Annotated in this window: 15 protein-coding genes; 10 read left to right on the top strand and 5 right to left on the bottom strand. The window is 41.1% G+C overall.

Going from position 1 to position 19544, the window contains the following annotated elements; genetic code table 11:
- Positions 1-1233 (top strand): mucin-binding protein (locus ACVC7Q_RS08445; RefSeq protein WP_447265530.1); only part of this gene is annotated, 1233 nt, incomplete at its 5' end.
- A gap of 125 nt (positions 1234-1358) precedes the next feature.
- Here the strand turns inward: ACVC7Q_RS08445 and ACVC7Q_RS08450 are convergent.
- A complete protein-coding gene (locus ACVC7Q_RS08450; RefSeq protein ID WP_447265531.1) occupies positions 1359-2615 on the bottom strand; it encodes an ISL3 family transposase in 1257 nt (418 codons plus the stop codon).
- Positions 2616-3053: 438 nt separating this feature from the next.
- Here ACVC7Q_RS08450 and ACVC7Q_RS08455 point away from each other — a divergent pair, with 438 nt between their 5' ends.
- Positions 3054-5129 (top strand): ABC transporter ATP-binding protein/permease, encoded by a 2076-nt coding sequence (locus ACVC7Q_RS08455; protein WP_447265532.1) that lies wholly within the window; start codon positions 3054-3056, stop codon positions 5127-5129.
- Positions 5130-5623: 494 nt separating this feature from the next.
- On the opposite strand, the gene ACVC7Q_RS08460 is transcribed toward ACVC7Q_RS08455, so the two are convergent.
- Positions 5624-6301 (bottom strand): DUF1129 domain-containing protein, encoded by a 678-nt coding sequence (locus tag ACVC7Q_RS08460; RefSeq protein ID WP_447265533.1) that lies wholly within the window; start codon positions 6299-6301, stop codon positions 5624-5626.
- Positions 6302-6328: 27 nt separating this feature from the next.
- Positions 6329-7273 carry a magnesium transporter CorA family protein gene (locus ACVC7Q_RS08465; protein ID WP_447265534.1) on the bottom strand — a complete coding sequence of 315 codons (945 nt, stop codon included), beginning with the start codon at positions 7271-7273 and terminating at the stop codon, positions 6329-6331.
- A 122-nt stretch (positions 7274-7395) separates the two neighbouring features.
- Between ACVC7Q_RS08465 and uvrA the strand changes: the two genes are divergently transcribed.
- The 5 genes from uvrA to nusB all read left to right on the top strand — a co-directional run bounded on the left by uvrA (position 7396) and on the right by nusB (position 12986).
- The gene (uvrA, locus tag ACVC7Q_RS08470; RefSeq protein WP_447265616.1) at positions 7396-10221 is read left to right on the top strand and encodes an excinuclease ABC subunit UvrA; all 2826 of its coding nucleotides are present in this window, start codon (positions 7396-7398) and stop codon (positions 10219-10221) included.
- Positions 10218-11285, top strand: coding sequence for a M24 family metallopeptidase (locus ACVC7Q_RS08475; RefSeq protein ID WP_371467592.1), 1068 nt, complete (start codon positions 10218-10220; stop codon positions 11283-11285). The genes uvrA and ACVC7Q_RS08475 overlap by 4 nt, the downstream gene beginning before the upstream one ends.
- 290 nt (positions 11286-11575) lie before the next feature.
- A complete protein-coding gene (gene efp / locus ACVC7Q_RS08480; RefSeq protein ID WP_003005479.1) occupies positions 11576-12136 on the top strand; it encodes an elongation factor P in 561 nt (186 codons plus the stop codon).
- Between the two features lie 36 nt (positions 12137-12172).
- Positions 12173-12562 (top strand): Asp23/Gls24 family envelope stress response protein, encoded by a 390-nt coding sequence (locus tag ACVC7Q_RS08485; protein WP_003005404.1) that lies wholly within the window; start codon positions 12173-12175, stop codon positions 12560-12562.
- A complete protein-coding gene (gene nusB / locus ACVC7Q_RS08490; RefSeq protein WP_447265535.1) occupies positions 12555-12986 on the top strand; it encodes a transcription antitermination factor NusB in 432 nt (143 codons plus the stop codon). The genes ACVC7Q_RS08485 and nusB overlap by 8 nt, the downstream gene beginning before the upstream one ends.
- Positions 12987-13205: 219 nt before the next feature.
- Here the strand turns inward: nusB and ACVC7Q_RS08495 are convergent, their stop codons facing one another.
- Both ACVC7Q_RS08495 and ACVC7Q_RS08500 read right to left on the bottom strand, forming a co-directional pair.
- Positions 13206-14171: a LacI family DNA-binding transcriptional regulator gene (locus tag ACVC7Q_RS08495; protein WP_447265536.1), complete on the bottom strand. Its 966-nt coding sequence runs from the start codon at positions 14169-14171 to the stop codon at positions 13206-13208.
- A complete protein-coding gene (locus tag ACVC7Q_RS08500; RefSeq protein ID WP_447265537.1) occupies positions 14152-15606 on the bottom strand; it encodes a sucrose-6-phosphate hydrolase in 1455 nt (484 codons plus the stop codon). The genes ACVC7Q_RS08495 and ACVC7Q_RS08500 overlap by 20 nt, the downstream gene beginning before the upstream one ends.
- Positions 15607-15981: 375 nt before the next feature.
- Between ACVC7Q_RS08500 and ACVC7Q_RS08505 the strand changes: the two genes are divergently transcribed.
- The 3 genes from ACVC7Q_RS08505 to ACVC7Q_RS08515 all read left to right on the top strand — a co-directional run bounded on the left by ACVC7Q_RS08505 (position 15982) and on the right by ACVC7Q_RS08515 (position 19485).
- Positions 15982-17925, top strand: a complete 1944-nt coding sequence (locus ACVC7Q_RS08505) for a sucrose-specific PTS transporter subunit IIBC (RefSeq protein ID WP_447265538.1) — start codon at positions 15982-15984, stop codon at positions 17923-17925.
- A 157-nt stretch (positions 17926-18082) separates the two neighbouring features.
- Positions 18083-18982: a fructokinase ScrK gene (scrK, locus tag ACVC7Q_RS08510; RefSeq protein ID WP_447265539.1), complete on the top strand. Its 900-nt coding sequence runs from the start codon at positions 18083-18085 to the stop codon at positions 18980-18982.
- 92 nt (positions 18983-19074) lie between these two features.
- Entirely contained in the window at positions 19075-19485 is a 411-nt protein-coding gene (locus ACVC7Q_RS08515) for a peptide deformylase (RefSeq protein ID WP_447265540.1), read from the top strand.
- Positions 19486-19544 lie beyond the last annotated feature (59 nt).

The raw sequence follows: 19544 nt of genomic DNA on the forward strand, positions 1-19544 counted from the left end.
GGTAAGGTATCTGTTCCAGTAATTCCAGGTTACTACGCTGATAAGACAGAAGCCGGTGGTAAGACAGTTACTCCAGAAAATCCTGAAGCAACAGATACAGTTACTTACAAACCGCTTGGTAGCTTGGTTCCGAAATCTGATGATCCTAAGTTCCCATCAACACCAGATGTGAAATATCCAAATGATCCAACAGATCCAAGTAAACCAGGTAAACCAGTTGTTCCAGATGTACCAGGCTACAAACCATACTTGCCAGATCCAAAAGATCCAAGCAAACCAGGTCAACCAGTAGAACCAGGTAAGGAGCTTCCAAACCTTCCAACAAACCCAGGTGACGACACACCAATCATCTACGTTCCAATCGTAAATGATGTGAAGAAACCAACTAAACAAACAGTTAAGTTTGAAGGAGCAGGCGATAAGACTCCAGGAGACAATGTCCAAGATGACTTTACATTTACAGGTAAAGAAAACAAAGCTTCTGAAACTACAACATGGAATGAGAAGAACCATACTTATGGTAAGGTATCTGTTCCAGTAATTCCAGGTTACTACGCTGATAAGACAGAAGCCGGTGGTAAGACAGTTACTCCAGAAAATCCTGAAGCAACAGATACAGTTACTTACAAACCGCTTGGTAGCTTGGTTCCGAAATCTGATGATCCTAAGTTCCCATCAACACCAGATGTGAAATATCCAAATGATCCAACAGATCCAAGTAAACCAGGTAAACCAGTTGTACCAGACGTACCAGGCTACAAACCATACTTGCCAGATCCAAAAGATCCAAGCAAACCAGGTCAACCAGTAGAACCAGGTAAGGAGCTTCCAAACCTTCCAACAAACCCAGGTGATGATACTCCAATCATTTACGTACCAGTAACTCCAGAGAAACCAGTAACTCCAGAGAAACCAGTAACTCCAGAGAAACCAATAACTCCAGAGAAACCAGTAACTCCAGAGAAACCAGTAACTCCAGAGAAACCAGTAACTCCAGAGAAACCAATAACTCCAGAGAAACCAGTAACTCCAGAGAAACCAATAACTCCAGAGAAACCAGTAACTCCAGAGAAACCAGTAACTCCAGAGAAACCAGAAGCTCCTGTGGCACCACAAGCTCCAGCGCTTCCTGAAACTGGTGAAGAACAATCAGCTTCTGCTGCATTGTTAGGCGCTGCTTTTGGTTTGGTTGGACTGGCTGGCCTTGCAAGACGCAAGAAAAACGAAGACTAAACAAGTAGTTGAAACTACTGATTCGAACTAGTATCGTGATTAGTTTAGTTTTCCACAAGGAGGCCTCGCTCTAAGGAGTGGGGCCTTTTTGGGCTCTTTGTCAACTGTAGTGGGTTGAATAAAAGCTAACACCTGGAGAGGGCTATCGTTGTCCTCTCCATTTTTATATTCAGAGCGATAAAAATTCGTTTTTTAAAGTTGTCAAAGTTCTGAAAACCAAAGGCATTACGCTTGATAAGTTTAATAAGATTATTCGTTGCTTCCAGTTTAGCGTTGGAATAAGGTACTTGAAGTGCATTGACAATTTTTTCTTTGTACTTGAGAAAGGTTTTAAAGACAGTCTGAAAGAGAGTATGAACCTGCTTTAGATTGTCCTCAATGAGTCCGAAAAATTTCTCGGGCTCTTTATTCTGAAAGTGAAAAAGCAAGAGCTGATAGAGATTATAGTGGTGTTTCAAATCTTCTGAATAGATCAAAAGCTTGTCTAGAATCTCTTTATTCGTCAAGTGCATACGAAAAGTAGGGCGATAAAATCGCTTATCATTGAGTTTACGACTATCCTGTTGAATGAGCCTCCAGTATCGTTTGATAGCCTTGTATTCATGAGATTTTCGATCAAACTGGTTCATGATTTGAACACGCACACGACTCATAGCACGGCTCAAGTGTTGGACAATATGGAAACGATCTAGAACAATTTTAGCACACGGGAAAAGCTGTCTATCCAAGTCATAGTAGGGACTAAACATATCCATAGTAATGATTTTCACCTGGTAGCGAACAGCTCGATCGTAGCGCAGAAAGTGATTTCGGATGATAGCTTGTGTTCTTCCCTCAAGAACAGTGATGATATTGAGTTTGTCAAAATCTTGCGCAATGAAGCTCATCTTTCCCTTTGTAAAGGCGTACTCGTCCCAAGACATGATTTCAGGCAGATTGGTAAAATCATGTTTAAAGTGGAAATCATTGAGTTTTCGTATGACAGTTGAAGTTGAAATGGAAAGTTGATGGGCAATATTGGGCATAGAAGTCTTTTCAATCAACTTTTGAGCAATCTTTTGGTGGATGATACGAGGGATTTGGTGATTTTTCTTGACGAGAGAAGTCTCTGCGACCATCATTTTCGAGCACTGATAGCACTTGAATCGACGCTTTTTCAGAAGTATTCTGGTAGGCATACCAGTCGTTTCAAGATAAGGAATCTTAGAAGGATTTTGAAAATCATATTTCTTCATCAGACTTCCACAATCAGGACAAGATGGAGTCTCATAATCCAGTTTAGCGATGATTTCTTTGTGGGTATCCCTATTGATGATATCTACAATCTTGATGTTTGGATCTTTGATATCAAGTAGTTTTGTGATAAAATGTAATTGTTCCATATGATTCTTTCTAATGATGGTTTGGTCGCTTTTCATTATAGGTCTTATGGGACTTTTTTTCTACAACAAAATTGTCTCCATAATATCTATAGGGGATTTACCCACTACAAATATTATAGAGCCCTCTTTTTCAGGTCCGGTGGACCTCTTTTTCATGAGCTTGAAAACAAGATAGCGAGTTGAGGTCCGGTGGACCTCTTTTTCATGAGCTAGAAAATAAGAAAGTGAGTTAGATCCGATAGACCTGTCTCTGAGCAGTTTTTTTATTTGCCCTTTGATTAAATTTGATGTTGAAAGTCAATTTTCTAGATAGAGATATCAACTAGAGGTTTAATTTTATTTAACATAAAAGTATTTTACTCATTTAAATTGATATAGCTTGAAAAAAGAGCTATAATATCCTTGAGGGTAAGCGTTCTCAAAAGGAGGTGGCTGTTTATGTTTGAAATTCATAACTTGTCCATTAAGTATGGCAAGAAAACACTGTTGCTACCAACATCTCTAAAGTTCAAAGAGGGAAAATTATATACAATTTATGGAAAATCAGGAGTTGGAAAAACTTCGTTACTGAATAAAATTGGTCTGATTTCAGAGTATGACCCTAAAGTAACTTATATTTATGATGGCTCCAAAGTTGATACGAGTAACAAGAAGATTGTTTCATCCTTTATTGCGCAAAATATCGCTTTTATATTTCAAAATCATAATCTAATAAATGATTTGACTGTGTATGATAATTTGAAAATTTCACTAGGTTTTTTCAATTTATCAGCAAAAGAAGTAGAAAAGAAAATAGATGATATTCTAAGTGAATTAGAGATTCTAGAATTGAAGGATGTATATCCAGAGGATTTATCAGGAGGAGAAGAACAACGTGTTGCTATTGCTAGAGGGATGGTAACAGATAAGAATATTATTTTAGCAGATGAACCTACAAATTCTTTGGATTCTGAAAATAGAGAGCTTGTCTCATCGTTACTATTAAAATTAGCAAATAAATATAATAAAATCATTATTGTAGTTTCTCACGATGAATATGTCATTAACAAAGGAAATATGAAGCTACATTTCGAAGACAAAAGATTAATTGGAATGAAAGAAGACATAGAGTGTAATTTTCAAGAAGAGTGGCATGCTAGTAAATTAAAGAAACATATTAGATTGAAGATCCAAAAGAAAAGGAAGGTACCTCCTTTACCTGTACTTTTATTAATACTAATTTCCTTCACAGTTTCGCTTGCAGTTGGTTCTATGAATATTCAATCATTATTTTCTTCTAAGTATCAAAGATTAATCAGTGATTCATTAGAAAATGGTTTCTTGGTTATTAATGATTCAATAGGACTTGGAACGAGCAAGGTGATCGATGATTTCCAATCGCTATCGAATAAGGAAATACATCAAATTTCTGATAGTAGGAATATATACAAATTGGAACCATATATTGAATTTCCTAGTATGGGAATGACTTTTGAAAATGCTGAAAACTATTTAAAAATTAGTCGAGATTTTTCACCAAGTTTGTCTATTAATGGAAAGAATATTCATTTATCCAAGAATTACAGTGTGCAACCGCTTTTCAATACAAATACGACTCAGAGACATATAAAATACTTTGATAGGACTACAAATAGGGGGATATTTGTTTCGGAATCATTTATCAAAGAACAAAAACTAGAAGACATTGTAGCTGGGTCGGAGATGACACTTACATATTATGTCCCAATTAATATTTATGAATCTCATATAGATAAAGAAGGAAGTTATTATAAATCTGACGGAGACCTATATGTGAAAGAGGAACAAACGTTTAAAATACTTGGGATCGTAAAAGAGGAGTATCCGTTTAACTATTCTGTAAATGGTAACACTTTATTCATGATGAGTGATGAGATGCTAAAAATACAAAGCAAATATATAGGCGCAGAAAGCAAACAAAGAGAAACAATTGATGATCTTCCTGTAAAAGAATGGGCACCAAGTGCAGTACATGTTACTGTGAAGGATAGCAAAGATGTCCCTCAAGAAATTAATCGTATTAAAAAAATTTCGGATAAATTTTCGATTGTTTCCTCCTTCGAGAATTATAAAGAATTTAATAAAGGTTTAAAATACATAAAAAATTTTTTACTAATTATTTCGATTGTCATGCTTTTACTTGTGGTTGCAATCTTATCTTTTGTCTTCTTTTTAATAAATAGAACGAGAAAATATGAAGTTGGCGTATTAAAGGCTATGGGATACAGTACAAAACATGTTTTTAGATTATTTATCCTTGAGTTATTAAACTATGGAAAGAAAATAATTTTTTTATCAAGTGTTCTGCTTTTAATACTCACTCTATTAGCTATTCAAATGCTTCAATTAGAAGTAGTTGATATCATTCATTTCTATCTAACTTCTATAGTTTCATTAATTATTCTTACGTTTGCTGTATTAATGATTAGTGGGCTCGTTCCTATCTATATGTCAGGGAAGCAGCCTATTGTTGATGCCATTCGTAAGAATAGATAAATTGATTGGGCATGGTGGCCAAATACGATAAGTAATCGTTCAACATGGAAGTCCCATATTCCTTATGGTCAACGAGCCAACGGATCTGTGTTAATCGGTGTAGGAGTAAACTCTCCGTGGGGAGCTGTTGACCTATGGGGAGGTCAGCATTATTATTCTCTAGATTTTTAGAATATCTTATGGTTAGATAGGATGAATGGCTCACTGTTGGATAAACAGCAGTGGGTTTTTTATCCCCAATAATCAGGAGAATAGTGATGTTTCTTTTCTTTTTTGACAATCTTTATTCCATAACGATCCGTCTATTTAACTATGTGGCTTAGATTCAAAAGCTTATCCAAAATTTTTTTGAGAGTTGCTTTAAGCTATGTCATTGTTTTCTAGGTTCATAGAGCTAAATGTTATTCTCATAAGTCAATTTCATAATAAAAACACCCCAAAAATTAGATTTCTTCTGTCTAACTTTTGGGGTGCAGTTTAAATTCATCCGTTTTTTATCGTCGAGTTGCGGGTGCTGTGCTCGAACTTTTAATATTAAAGCGTTTCTTGAGGTAGAAGCGAAGGACAAGCGCTAGAGCTCCTAAAACGATGGCAAAAACATCTGGAATAGTTGGATTGAGGACTTGTGGAAGTAATGAGGTGAAGGACAAGACGATGACCCAAAGGAACATGACTCCAACAAGAATCGGCATGGACTTCCAAAGAGAGGGACGCTCACTGCGATCTTTTGTGCCATCCATATACTGATAGAAGAAGTAGTACATGAGATACAAGAGCAGAGCCCCTGTCAAACTTCCAAGGATCAAGGTGATCAAACCATAGCCAGTACGACGCGGTGCAACCAAGTTCATGAAGGCACTAATGGCAGCAAAGACACCAAAGATAAAGAGGAAGGAATCCAAAATCATAAGAGAGGGAGCATCGTTTAATTTCGGATGCTCTTTTTCATAGCGTTCTTTCTCGCTGAAAGAATTCGCCCAAACAGTTGGAGCTCCAAAAAGAGTCCGTGCCGGAATCCCTTTTCCTTGGTTTTCTTGGATAGCTGGAAGGATTTCTTGGATGAGGCTTTCTGCTTCTTCCTCTGATTTCCCGTTTTCAAGCAATTGATGTTTGGCGATGCGGATAAATTCTTGGTTTTTCTTACTAAGTTGGCTAAGATCGATGTGAGACATAGGTACTCCTTTGATATACAAGTTTGGTTAGAACCATTTTTTATGGATAAGATAGACGACGAGGGATCCAGTCATGGCGAAGGCGATGAAAATAATAAGCCAAAAAGCATTGGGTTCCCCGTTGAGGGGAAGCTCATTGTCCTTAAAGTTCATCCCGTAGGCCGAGAAAATCATGGTTGGGATGGACATGACGATGGTCACCATGGCCAAGGTCTTCATGATGTTATTCTGGTTGTTGGAGATGATTGATGCGAAGGTATCGGTCATGGAGTGGAGGATGTTTCCATAAATATCCGCCATCTCAATGGCTTGCTGGGTTTCGATCAAGGTATCTTCCAACAGATCCTCATCTTCCAGGTATTTCTTGATGTTGCTGGTAGCGCTGGTTAATTTTTTGATCACGCGCTCATTGGTTTTCAGAGAGGCCTTAAAGTAGACAATGGTCTTTTCCAGCTCCATCAACTCAATCAGCTCTTCATTACGCGTTGATTTGTGGAGTTGGCTTTCAATCTGTTCACTCTTTCGATCCAGGGTACGAAGCGCAGACAAGTAGAGTTCAGCGTTACGATAGAGGATCTGAAAGATAAAGCGCGACCGCATGAAGGTATAGAAATTCCGCAAGCGTCGATTGATAAAGATATCAAGAAGCGGCAATTTCTCCAAGCAGGTCGTGATGATAGCCTCTTCTGTCAGGATGATTCCCAAAGGGATAGTGACATAGTAGGTCTGATTGTTCCGCTCTTCCTTGATGGGAACATCTACGATGATCAAGGTATACTCATCTTCGATGGTCATACGGGACATTTCTTCCGCATCGAGTGGTGCTCGTAAGTCAGCAATGTCGATACCAAAGGCAGAGGCAATTTCCATCGATTCACTTTGGGAAGGGTTGACAAGGTTGATCCAGCTACCGGGTTCCAGTGTCTCTATTTCTTTAAATTCAGTCGTTGTTGATAAAAAGACCTGTTTCATGGCGCCTCCCCTTGTTTTTTTACACCTTAACATTATAACAGAAAAAGGACGTTTTTGGATAAAAGAATACTAAAAAATTTGTTATAATGGAGGATAACAAAAAGATGAATTTGAGTAAAAACATGCAAGATAAAATTGTCATTCACGGGGCACGCGCCCATAATTTAAAAAATATAGATGTGGAAATTCCACGCGATAAGTTGGTCGTGGTGACGGGGTTGTCAGGGTCTGGAAAGTCCAGTCTAGCCTTTGATACCCTCTATGCAGAAGGCCAGCGCCGTTACGTGGAGAGCTTATCGGCCTATGCCCGGCAATTCTTGGGAAATATGGAAAAACCAGATGTCGACTCTATTGACGGCTTGAGTCCAGCCATTTCCATCGACCAAAAAACGACCAGTAAAAACCCACGTTCTACAGTGGGGACGGCAACAGAGATCAATGACTACCTGCGCCTGCTCTATGCGCGTGTAGGGACGCCTTATTGTATCAATGGACATGGGGCGATTACCGCTTCTTCGGTTGAGCAAATTGTCGATCAAGTCTTGGAATTGCCAGAGCGCCAACGCTTGCAAATTCTAGCTCCCATTATCCGCAAGAAAAAAGGCCAGCACAAGAATATCATTGAAAAGGTGCAAAAAGACGGCTATGTTCGGGTTCGAGTTGACGGTGAGATCTATGATGTGACAGAGGTCCCAGAACTGTCTAAAAGCAAACAGCACACGATTGAAGTGGTGGTGGACCGGATCGTGATCAAAGAGGGCATCCGCTCGCGTCTCTTTGATTCGATTGAGGCAGCTCTTCGGATTGCGGACGGTTATGTGGTGATTGATACCATGGATGGCAAAGAATTGCTCTTTTCGGAGCATTATGCTTGTCCAGTCTGTGGCTTTACCGTTCCTGAATTAGAGCCCCGTCTCTTTTCCTTCAATGCGCCTTTCGGCTCTTGTCCAGACTGTGATGGGCTGGGCATTAAGCTAGAGGTGGACTTAGATTTGGTGGTGCCGGATGATCGCTTAACCCTTCGTGAAGGAGCTCTTGCTCCTTGGAATCCGATCTCTTCCAACTACTATCCTCAGATGCTGGAGCAAGCCATGATCCATTTTGGCATTGATATGGATCAGCCTTTCTCAGATCTTTCTCAAGAAGAAAAGGACCTGGTTCTCTATGGTTCAAACGGGAAAGAGTTCCACTTCCACTATGAAAATGAGTTTGGTGGGGTTCGGGATATTGAGATTCCTTTTGAAGGGGTCGTAAACAACATTCACCGTCGTTTCCGTGAGACCAATAGTGACTTCACCCGCAACCAAATGCGCTCTTATATGAACGAATTGACCTGTGCGACCTGCCATGGCTACCGTCTCAATGACCAGGCTCTTTCTGTTCGTGTCGGTGGGGAGAAAGGGATGCATATCGGGGAAGTGTCAGATCTATCGATTGCGGACCACTTAAAAGCCGTGGACCAGTTGGTTTTAACGGACAATGAAGCTACGATTGCAAGACCGATTCTAAAAGAGATCAAAGATCGTTTGACCTTCTTAAACAATGTAGGCCTTAATTACTTGACCTTGTCACGCTCAGCAGGAACACTATCAGGTGGAGAAAGCCAGCGCATTCGCTTGGCAACCCAGATCGGTTCCAACCTTTCTGGAGTCCTTTATATCTTGGATGAGCCGTCTATCGGCCTCCATCAAAGGGACAATGACCGCCTGATTGCCAGTCTTAAAAAGATGCGTGATTTAGGTAATACCTTGATCGTCGTCGAACACGACGAAGATACCATGAGAGAAGCAGACTACCTGATCGACGTCGGCCCAGGTGCCGGTGTCTTTGGTGGAGAGATCGTTGCTGCGGGAACTCCAAAGCAGGTGGCTCGTAATGGTAAATCCATTACCGGCCAATATTTGTCCGGCAAGCGCAAGATTCCGGTTCCAACAGAGCGCCGTTCAGGAAATGGTCGTTCTATTGAAATTACAGGGGCCAGTGAGAACAACTTACAAGATATTACAGCGCGTTTTCCTCTGGGCAAATTTATTGCGGTCACTGGAGTTTCCGGTTCTGGGAAATCGACCTTGATCAATGGCATCTTGAAAAAAGCCATCGCTCAAAAGCTCAACCGCAATTCGGAAAAACCAGGGAAATACAAGACCATTCAGGGGATTGAGCATATCGATCGCTTGATTGACATTGATCAAAGCCCGATCGGTCGGACCCCTCGTTCCAATCCAGCAACTTATACAGGCGTCTTCGATGACATTCGAGATCTCTTTGCCCAGACCAATGAAGCCAAAATTCGGGGCTATAAGAAAGGTCGCTTTAGCTTCAATGTCAAGGGTGGGCGTTGTGAAGCTTGCTCAGGAGATGGGATCATCAAGATTGAAATGCACTTTTTGCCAGATGTCTTTGTTCCTTGTGAGGTTTGTCATGGGCGTCGCTACAATAGTGAGACCTTAGAAGTCCACTACAAGGAAAAAAATATTGCGGAAGTGTTGGACATGACGGTCAATAAGGCGGTCGAATTCTTCAAACATATTCCAAAAATTGAACGCAAACTCAAAACTATACAGGATGTGGGCTTGGGCTATGTAACGCTGGGTCAGCCAGCAACCACCCTTTCAGGTGGGGAGGCACAACGGATGAAGTTGGCTTCCGAATTGCACAAGCGCTCTACAGGTAAATCCTTCTATATCTTGGATGAACCAACGACAGGACTTCATACCGAAGACATTTCTCGCTTGATCAAAGTCTTAGAGCGATTTGTGGATGATGGCAATACGGTCCTTGTGATTGAGCACAATTTGGATGTCATTAAGACAGCAGACCATATCATCGATTTAGGACCAGAAGGTGGTATCGGTGGCGGAACCATTATTGCGACCGGAACGCCAGAAGAAGTGGCAGCCAATCCTGCTAGCTACACAGGACAATATTTGAAAGGAAAATTACAATGAATCAACGGATCAGCAACTTAAGAAACAAAATGAAAGCCCAAAACCTCAAAGCGGTATTAATTAACAATTTGAAAAATGTATACTATTTGACCAATTTCTGGGGTTCAAATGGGACTGCTTTGGTGACAGAAGAACGCGTGGTCCTCTTTACGGATTCGCGCTATACCATTCATGCTCATGCGACTTGTTTCCCCTTTGTAGAAATTGTGGAAACCCGCGATGAGTTGACTGCAGCGGCAGAGATCGTCAAGGATCTTGGAATCAAAGAACTTGGTTTTGAGGACGAAGTGACGGTGGCCTACCATGCCCGTATGGCTTCTGTTTTCAGTGGTATCAACCTTCAATCCCTAGCGAACTTTGTGATGGAATTGCGCTTGATTAAAGATGAAACGGAGATTGCGGCCATTAAAAAAGCTTGTAGCATCTCTGACCAAGCCTTCCATGATATTTTGGATTATATCAAGGTAGGGAAAACGACAGAGTTGGAAGCAGCGACTTTCCTCGATTTTAGAATGCGGGAGTTGGGAGCTTCTGGTGTATCTTTCGATATCATCTCAGCAGCTGGTGAACGCTCTGCTATGCCACACGCAACTCCAAGTGATCGGGTGATTTCAGCAGGAGATGCCTTGACCCTTGATTTTGGTTGCTTGTATGACCACTATGTCAGCGACATGACACGGACTATCTATGCAGGACATGTCAGCGACAAGGAAAGAGAAATTTACGAAACAGTTTTGAAAGCCAATCAGGCCTTGATTGCTGCTGCAAAAGATGGACTTGGCTTCCGTGATTTTGACAAAATCCCACGTGATGTGATCGAAGCAGCCGGCTATGGTCAATACTTTACTCATGGAATCGGTCACGGAATTGGGCTTGATATCCATGAAGAACCCTACTTCAGCCAAATGTCTAAAGAAGCCATTCAAGCAGGGATGGTCTTGACAGATGAACCAGGGATTTATATTGAAGGTCTCTCTGGTGTGCGCATCGAAGATGACCTCTTGATCACAGAAACAGGCTGTGAAGTCTTGACGCTTGCACCTAAAGAATTGATTGTCCTTTAAAATATACGTTTTTCTTAACTTCTGTTTAGACAGCGATGTGAAGGGAAGACTATGAAATGAATTGTAGAGGCATTTTTCTCCCAGACATCTTATTTGGAGTCCTATCCATTTTGGTATAGGAACTATCATAATAAAACACGAAAGAAGCAAAGGGTAATTTGGATGTGGATGGATCAGTGGCGGTCCATAGCAGTCCTTTCTTCTCAAAAAGAGAAGATTGCTGTTTGAGAAAAATCAAATAGTGTGTTACAATAAAGAGTAATCTATTTTTAAAAAAGAGGTAATAAAACATGATCGAAGCAAGTAAATTGAAAGCTGGTATGACTTTTGAAACAGCTGATGGAAAATTGATCCGCGTTTTGGAAGCAAGCCACCACAAACCAGGTAAAGGAAACACTATCATGCGTATGAAATTGCGTGATGTCCGTACTGGTTCAACATTTGATACAAGCTACCGTCCAGAAGAAAAATTTGAACAAGCGATTATCGAAACTGTTCCAGCTCAATACTTGTACAAAATGGATGATACAGCCTACTTCATGAACACTGAAACATATGACCAATATGAAATTCCAGTTGTGAACGTTGAACAAGAATTGCTTTACATCCTTGAAAATTCAGAAGTAAAAATTCAATTCTACGGAAGCGAAGTGATCGGTGTAACGGTTCCTACAACTGTTGAATTGACTGTTGCAGAAACTCAACCATCTATCAAAGGTGCTACAGTGACTGGTTCTGGTAAACCTGCTACAATGGAAACAGGTTTGGTCGTAAACGTTCCTGACTTCATCGAAGCTGGACAAAAATTGGTCATTAATACTACTGAAGGAACTTACGTTTCTCGTGCATAAGAGACATCTCAGGGTGTCAAATAGAAAGGAACTTCTATGGCAACTGAACAATTTGGTGACATCGTTATTGCACCACGTGTATTAGAAAAAATTATTGCGATTGCGACAGCAAAAGTGGAGGGTGTCTATTCGCTTGAAAATAAGAGTGTTTCAGATAGCTTGTCTAAACGCTCTCTTGGACGTGGCGTTTACCTTCATACGGAAGAAGATGGTCAAGTTTCAGTAGACATCTATCTCTACTTAGAATATGGTGTTGCGGTACCATCTGTCGCTGTAGCGATTCAAAAAGCGGTCAAGTCTGCAGTTTATGATATGGCAGATGTAACCTTGGATGCTGTCAACATTCATGTTGTTGGGATCGCAACGGAAAAATCTCCAAAACCAGACTTAAAAGATCTGTTTAATGAGGACTTCCTCAATGACTGATGAAATTTTATTAGAATCACGTCGAGATTTGCGTGAGCGCGCCTTCCAAGCCTTGATGGCCTTGGAATACGATGGAGACATTGTGGAAGCTTGTCGCTTTGCTTATTTACATGACAAGGACGTGGCAGAAGATACAACAGTTGATCTTCCGGCCTTTCTCTTGAATATCGTGACCAGCGTTTATCAGTCAAAAGACCAATTAGACCAACAAATCGGTCAACATTTGAAGACTGGTTGGACAGTAGAACGCTTGACCTTGGTGGAGAAAAATATTCTGCGCCTTGGAATTTATGAAATGACAGAGTTTGACACTCCACAGATTGTCGCTGTGAATGAGGCGGTTGAATTGGCTAAGGCCTTTTCAGATGAGACCTCATCACGCTTTGTCAATGGTGTCCTCAGTCAATTTGTAACAGAAGAATAATCAAAAAGAGCCGATGGCTCTTTTTTTAGAATGAAAAATGAGAGTGGGACAGAAATCGGTAATTCGTTAGAATTCGATTTCGTCGTCCCACCTCCGCACAGTTGAGTAGGGCTGTAAAAGCTGATGAAATCAGCGTAGTAGAGCCCACTCAACCACTGCGTCTTGCTCGACAATCCAAAGACAATTGAGAGGCTAGGACTTTTGTCCCAGCCTCTGCTTTTAAACACTTTTTCCAGAGTGGAGACTAACGGGTAAGAAATAACCAGTTGTCGTTACTTTTTTTCCTTCGATCTTTTGGAGTAGTAGGTCCACCATCAGAATGGCAATATCCTTTAGAGGTTGCTGGATGGTTGTCAGTTCAGGAGTATAAGTCTCGATGAACTGTGTTCCATCATAGCCGATTACTTTCAAATCTTGAGGAATCTGGAGTTCTAACTCTTTTGCGACTTTCATGATCAGGATCGCTGTCAAATCATCGGAGGCAAAGATAGCATCTGGTTTTTGCTGGGTTAAAATCTGTTTGATTTCCATTTCTTTGCGAATGGGCGAGAAATCACTGGAAACATTAATAATCATGGATTCAGGTAAAACCGATGCAAAGCCTGCGTGACGCAAACCTGTTGGGGAGTTGGAGTTGTCATTTCCTGTGATCATAATGATCTTTTTAGCACCACTTTTGACCAGGGTTTCTGCTGCTAAAACTCCACCAGCATAGTTATCAGAAGAGACAACTGGAATTTCTGGGGAGAGGTTACGGTCAAAGGCAATGATCGGAGCCGTTACCCGGTTGTAATCTTCAATTCCTAAATTGTGGCTTCCTGAAATGATGCCATCCACCTGGTTGGCTTCCAACATTTCAATGTATTCTCGCTCTTTTTCAGAGTCGTGTTCACTGTTGCAGATGATAGTCTTGTAGCCATGTTTGAAGAGTTGGTGCTCTAATTTATCAATTAATTCTGCGTAGAAAACATGGCTGATATTAGGAAAAATCAAGCCAACCAACTTGGCTGATTTTCCTTGGAGGCTACGAGCCACATTATTGGGTTTATAGCCCAACTCTCGCATAGCATCTTGGACTTTTTGGATGGTTTTTTCCGACAGGTAGCCTTTTTTATTGATGACCCGTGAGACAGTAGTAGGGCTGACACCAGCAAGTTTTGCGACATCAGTTAGCTTTGCAACCATAATCAAGTTCGTAGTAGGTTCCAGTAGGGCTTCCCGCTTTGATCAAGATACCAGTTTGATCTGCATGTGGGTAGACACGACCAGAAAATACTTTTTCTCCTTTGTTGATAAAGATTTCAAAAATTGAATTGTCAATAAAAATGTTAGCAGTTGTGGTTTGATTGTCAATCGAACAGCTACGGCTGGCTCCAAAGTCTTGAGCATATTGCTGACCAGCTTGGCTGCGATCCACAGTCACCAATCCATTAGCGATATCAAATGAGAGAACTAAGCCTTTTCCTTCTTGATTGGCGAAGAGGACGATCTCATTTTGGCTGTTTTTTTCGAATGTCAATTCCAGTTCATAGCAGTTTTGGGTTTGTGCCTTATTCGCAAATGTCTCGCTCTCAGCGCGCAAGCCCTTGACAGCTTCAACCGGGTATTGGTAGAGCTTGCCGTCTTTGATGGTTAATTCTTTGACGAGTGAAAGAGCTCCTTGATAGTCATAAGAATCCGTTGGGTAAGAAATATCAGGGAGACCAAGCCAGCTAACAGCATATGCACGTCCATCTGGGGCATTGAACCCTTGTGTAGCATAGACTTCAAAGCCATAGTCTAGGTTGTGCAATTCCGATACATCAACCAGCTTGGCTTGTTCTGGATCAAAAATCGCCCCGATCTTGTACATGTTTGGATAGATATTGTCGTAATCGAGGACCTCTTTGTCCAAACCTTGAGGGCAATAAAGAAGGACAGGTTGCTCGCCGACGAAGACCAAGTTAGGACATTCCATCATATAAGCGGTCCGATCATTTGCAAAATCAAGATCTCCGACTTCAACCCAGTTGGTATAATCGTTATTCACCGCCTTGTAAAGACGAACGAATCCTTTTTTCTCAAGGTCTTGACCCCCAACAATGGCGTAGTATTGGCCTTTGAAATTTAAAATTTGTGGGTCGCGGAAGTGATCAGTAGAATCAGCAGGTTGATCAATCAAGATTTTGTGAACTTTTTCAATCTTTCCTTCTTTGTCCATCAAAGCGCCGATTTGATAGGGATGACGGACCCATTCTGCGTCACGAACATTTCCAGTATAGAATAAGAATAGTTTGTCATCAAACTGCATTGCAGAACCAGAATAGGCTCCATGGCTATCTAGATCTGAATCTGGAAGAAGGGTTACCCCGGTCTCTGTGAAATGAACAAGGTCCTCACTTTCCAATTGTACCCAAGACTTCAACCCATGAGCTGCTCCAAATGGAAAATTTTGGTAAAACAAGATCCATTTCCCATCAAAGTAGGAAAAACCATTAGGGTCGTTCAAGAGACCAGCCTTTGGTTCTACATGGTAGTGTGTATGCCAAGGAGATTTCGCCATGTTTTCTTGGATGGCTTTTTTTTCTTCTTTTGTCCAATCTTCGTAACGTCGATAACGACGTTCAGTTGACCATTCCATTTTATTCCTCCGAATTTTTTCTTACTTCCATAGTAACGATTTCTACATAAAAAAGCAAGCGTTAAATGAAAAAATCTGCAATAACTGTCAAACGATTGACAGTTATCCGAAGCTAGTTTTTTCAGGTTTCAAAATGAAAATACGTGAAAATATGAAAGTTTTTGAAAATAGAAAGCGGAAGAATACCCTTTAATAGCTTAGCTAAAGTGAAGTTAGGGATGAAAAACTTTTCAGCCTATCAAAAGCTGTCAAAAAAAATTAGAAAGCTTCAAAAAAAATCTGCAAAACGGTTGACATATCCCCAATACGTGGTACAATTAAGAGCGTAGAGACGGTTGAACCGTTTACATTACAAAATATAAGGAGATTTACTTTATGGATTACAATAAAGTAGCCAAAGAGGTTATCCAAGCAGTTGGTAAAGATAACCTAGTTGCGGCAGCACACTGTGCGACTCGTCTACGTTTGGTTTTAAAAGATGATACCAAAGTCGATCAAGCTGCACTTGATAATAACGCAGATGTTAAAGGGACTTTCAAATCAGATGGTCAATACCAAGTGATTATCGGTCCTGGTGATGTAAATTTTGTTTATGATGAATTGATCAAAGCGACTGGTTTGAAAGAAGTATCAACAGATGATTTGAAACAAATCGCTGCAAAAGATAAGAAATTCAACCCATTGATGGCCTTGATCAAACTCTTGTCTGATATCTTCGTTCCAATCATTCCTGCCTTGGTTGCAGGTGGTCTCTTGATGGCCCTTCGGAACTTCTTGACCTCAGCTGGTTTATTTGGACCAAAATCATTGGAAGAAATGTACCCAGCTATCAAGGGCCTTTCAGCAATGATCCAATTGATGTCTGCTGCACCATTTATGTTCTTGCCAATTTTAGTTGGTATTTCAGCGGCGAAACGTTTTGGAGCAAACATTTTCTTGGGTGCTGCGATCGGTATGATCATGACCACACCAGATCTTGGTGGAGCCACTAAATTCTGGGATATCTTTGGTTACAATGTAGCACAAACAAACTATGCTTATCAAGTTATTCCTGTTTTAGCAGCGATCTGGATTTTGGCACATTTGGAAAAATTCTTCCACAAGAAATTGCCATCTGCGGTTGACTTTACCTTTACTCCATTGCTTTCTGTGATGATTACTGGATTCCTTACCTTTACGGTTGTTGGGCCAGTGATGCTCTTGGTTTCAAACGGAATCACAGACGCTATTGTATGGTTGTACAACACAACAAGCTTTATCGGTATGACTGTCTTTGGTGGAACTTACTCATTGATCGTTATGACGGGGCTTCACCAATCATTCCCAGCTATTGAAACGCAATTACTTTCAGCATGGCAAAAAGGTGCGGGTCATGGAGATTTCATCTTTGTCGTTGCATCAATGGCTAACGTAGCGCAAGGTGCTGCAACCTTTGCCATCTTGTTCTTGACGAAGAGCGAAAAAACCAAAGGTCTTGCATCTTCTGCAGGTGTGTCAGCCGTTCTTGGGATCACCGAACCAGCCCTCTTCGGGGTAAACTTGAAATACAAATTTCCATTCTTCTGTGCCCTTATCGGTTCAGCAGTTGGTGCCCTCTTTGCGGGTCTTCTCCAAGTCGTTGCTGTTTCACTTGGATCAGCAGGTTTCCTTGGTTTCCTTTCAATCAATGCAACATCAATCCCATTCTATCTCTTGTGTGAAGTGATTGCCTTTGCAGTAGCCTTTGCCTTGACTTACTTCTACGGTAAAACAAAAGCAGCAGCAGTATTTGCAGCAGAAGGAAATGTAGCTGCAGCGGAAGTTTCTGAAAAAACAGAAGCAAAAGAAGTAGCAGCTGCTTCTGAAGAGGTTGAAGCGACTTTGGCAGATGAAGTGATTGTAACACCTATCGTTGGTAGTGCTGTAGCGCTTGCTGATGTGAATGATCCTGTCTTCTCAAGTGGAGCGATGGGACAAGGGATTGCCATCAAACCAACTGAAGGCGTTGTATACGCACCAGCTGATGCTGAAGTTACCATTGCTTTTGCAACTGGTCATGCCTATGGTTTGAAGACAGCTAATGGTGCTGAAATCTTAATCCACGTTGGGATTGATACCGTATCAATGAACGGGGAAGGATTTGATCAAAAAGTAGCTCAAGGTGATAAAGTGAAAGCTGGTGATATCCTTGGTACATTTGATGCTGCGAAAATCGCCGCAGCTGGTCTTGAAGACACAACCATGGTGATCGTCACTAACACAGCTGACTTTGCCTCTGTCACACCTGTTGCAACTGGATCTGTTGCGAAGGGTGATGCGATTATCGAAGTCAAAGCTTAATCGAATCAATAAGTTCTCAAGGACTGGTCAGGTTATCTCCAGTCCTTGAATTTTATTTCTAAAAAAAGCGTGCTTTTTCTTTAGAGAAGAGAAGTAGCATTGCTATAAAATATGCTATAATAAGTAAAGGAAATTTTCATTATAAAAAGGAGCCACCATGACAAAATTATTCGGAAGTTTGGAAGCTGGCGGTACAAAATTTGTTTGTGCAGTTGGTGATGAAAACTACAATGTTGTTGAAAAAGTACAATTCCCAACAACCAAACCAATTGAAACCATTGATAAGTCTATTGAATTTTTCTCAAAATTTGAGGATCTTGCTGGTCTTGCGATTGGATCATTTGGACCAATTGATATCGATCCAAATTCAAAAACTTATGGCTTCATTACAACGACTCCAAAACCAAATTGGGCCAATGTTGATATCGTTGGAGCCTTCCGTCGTGCTTTGAATGTACCCATTTATTTTACGACAGATGTGAATAGTTCAGCCTACGGTGAAGTAGTGGCGCGCAATAACGCGGGTGGCCATATTGAAAACTTGGTTTACTATACAATCGGTACAGGAATCGGAGCTGGCGTCATTCAACGTGGTGAGTTTATTGGGGGTGCTGGACACCCAGAAATGGGTCACTACTACGTGGCTCAACACCCAATGGATGTAGAAAAAGAATTCAAGGGCGTTTGTCCTTTCCACAACGGCTGTTTGGAAGGTTTTGCGGCTGGTCCGAGTCTTGAGGCTCGTACAGGTATCCGTGGAGAAAATATCGAACTCAACAGTAATGTTTGGGATATTCAAGCCTACTATATCGCACAGGCGGCTGTGAATGCGACCGTTACTTTCCGTCCAGATGTCATTGTCTTTGGTGGGGGAGTGATGGCACAACAACATATGTTAGATCGTGTTCGGACTAAATTTACAGCTCTCTTAAATGGTTATCTCCCTGTACCAGATGTGAGAGATTATATTGTGACACCTGCAGTTGCTGGCAATGGTTCAGCTACCTTGGGGAACTTTGTTCTTGCAAAAGAAGTGAGCGAAAAGCTTAAAAAGTAAGAAGCGCTTGCCCCATAGAGGTTAAAAACAATAGTGAAACCGAGACCGAGCTGTCTCGGTTTTTTCGGTTTCCATAAAGAAGTGAGGAAGATATGAAAAGGAATATTGTAAAAGATGTCTTATTCTTGGGACAGAAATCAGAAGAAGCGACACCGGAAGATCGTTCCTTGGCTTTGGATTTACAGGATACCTTGAATGCCCATCTCCTTGAGTGTGTGGGTTTGGCAGCCAATATGATTGGGGTGAAAAAACGGGCCATTATCATTCGATTGGAAAATGCTAATCTGGTCCTGTTTAATCCGGTGCTTCTTGAGAAGCAAAGGCCCTACCGAACGGAAGAAGGGTGTCTGTCTTTAGTGGGGACTCGTCCGACGACTCGTTATGAGGAGATCACATTGGCCTATCGGGATGTCAATTGGAAGCCTCAAACCTTACATTTGTCAGGTTTTCCAGCTCAGATCTGTCAGCATGAAATGGATCATTTAGAAGGGATTATTATCTAAAGATGGACGATGGAGCCGGTTAGGCTCCATCTTTTGTTCTTATGGAAACTTTTTTCTTG

It is taken from the genome of Streptococcus sp. W151 (assembly GCF_053010205.1).

Excerpts from the sequence above, each read along its gene's own strand:
- scrK (WP_447265539.1), top strand. The coding sequence starts at position 18,083 with ATGACAAAATTATTCGGAAGTTTGGAAGCTGGCGGTACAAAATTTGTT.
- ACVC7Q_RS08515 (WP_447265540.1), top strand. The coding sequence starts at position 19,075 with ATGAAAAGGAATATTGTAAAAGATGTCTTATTCTTGGGACAGAAATCA.
- ACVC7Q_RS08485 (WP_003005404.1), top strand. The coding sequence starts at position 12,173 with ATGGCAACTGAACAATTTGGTGACATCGTTATTGCACCACGTGTATTA.
- efp (WP_003005479.1), top strand. The coding sequence starts at position 11,576 with ATGATCGAAGCAAGTAAATTGAAAGCTGGTATGACTTTTGAAACAGCT.
- ACVC7Q_RS08500 (WP_447265537.1), bottom strand. The coding sequence starts at position 15,606 with ATGGAATGGTCAACTGAACGTCGTTATCGACGTTACGAAGATTGGACA.
- ACVC7Q_RS08505 (WP_447265538.1), top strand. The coding sequence starts at position 15,982 with ATGGATTACAATAAAGTAGCCAAAGAGGTTATCCAAGCAGTTGGTAAA.
- ACVC7Q_RS08450 (WP_447265531.1), bottom strand. The coding sequence starts at position 2,615 with ATGGAACAATTACATTTTATCACAAAACTACTTGATATCAAAGATCCA.
- ACVC7Q_RS08495 (WP_447265536.1), bottom strand. The coding sequence starts at position 14,171 with ATGGTTGCAAAGCTAACTGATGTCGCAAAACTTGCTGGTGTCAGCCCT.
- ACVC7Q_RS08465 (WP_447265534.1), bottom strand. The coding sequence starts at position 7,273 with ATGAAACAGGTCTTTTTATCAACAACGACTGAATTTAAAGAAATAGAG.
- uvrA (WP_447265616.1), top strand. The coding sequence starts at position 7,396 with ATGCAAGATAAAATTGTCATTCACGGGGCACGCGCCCATAATTTAAAA.
- ACVC7Q_RS08455 (WP_447265532.1), top strand. The coding sequence starts at position 3,054 with ATGTTTGAAATTCATAACTTGTCCATTAAGTATGGCAAGAAAACACTG.
- ACVC7Q_RS08475 (WP_371467592.1), top strand. The coding sequence starts at position 10,218 with ATGAATCAACGGATCAGCAACTTAAGAAACAAAATGAAAGCCCAAAAC.
- nusB (WP_447265535.1), top strand. The coding sequence starts at position 12,555 with ATGACTGATGAAATTTTATTAGAATCACGTCGAGATTTGCGTGAGCGC.
- ACVC7Q_RS08460 (WP_447265533.1), bottom strand. The coding sequence starts at position 6,301 with ATGTCTCACATCGATCTTAGCCAACTTAGTAAGAAAAACCAAGAATTT.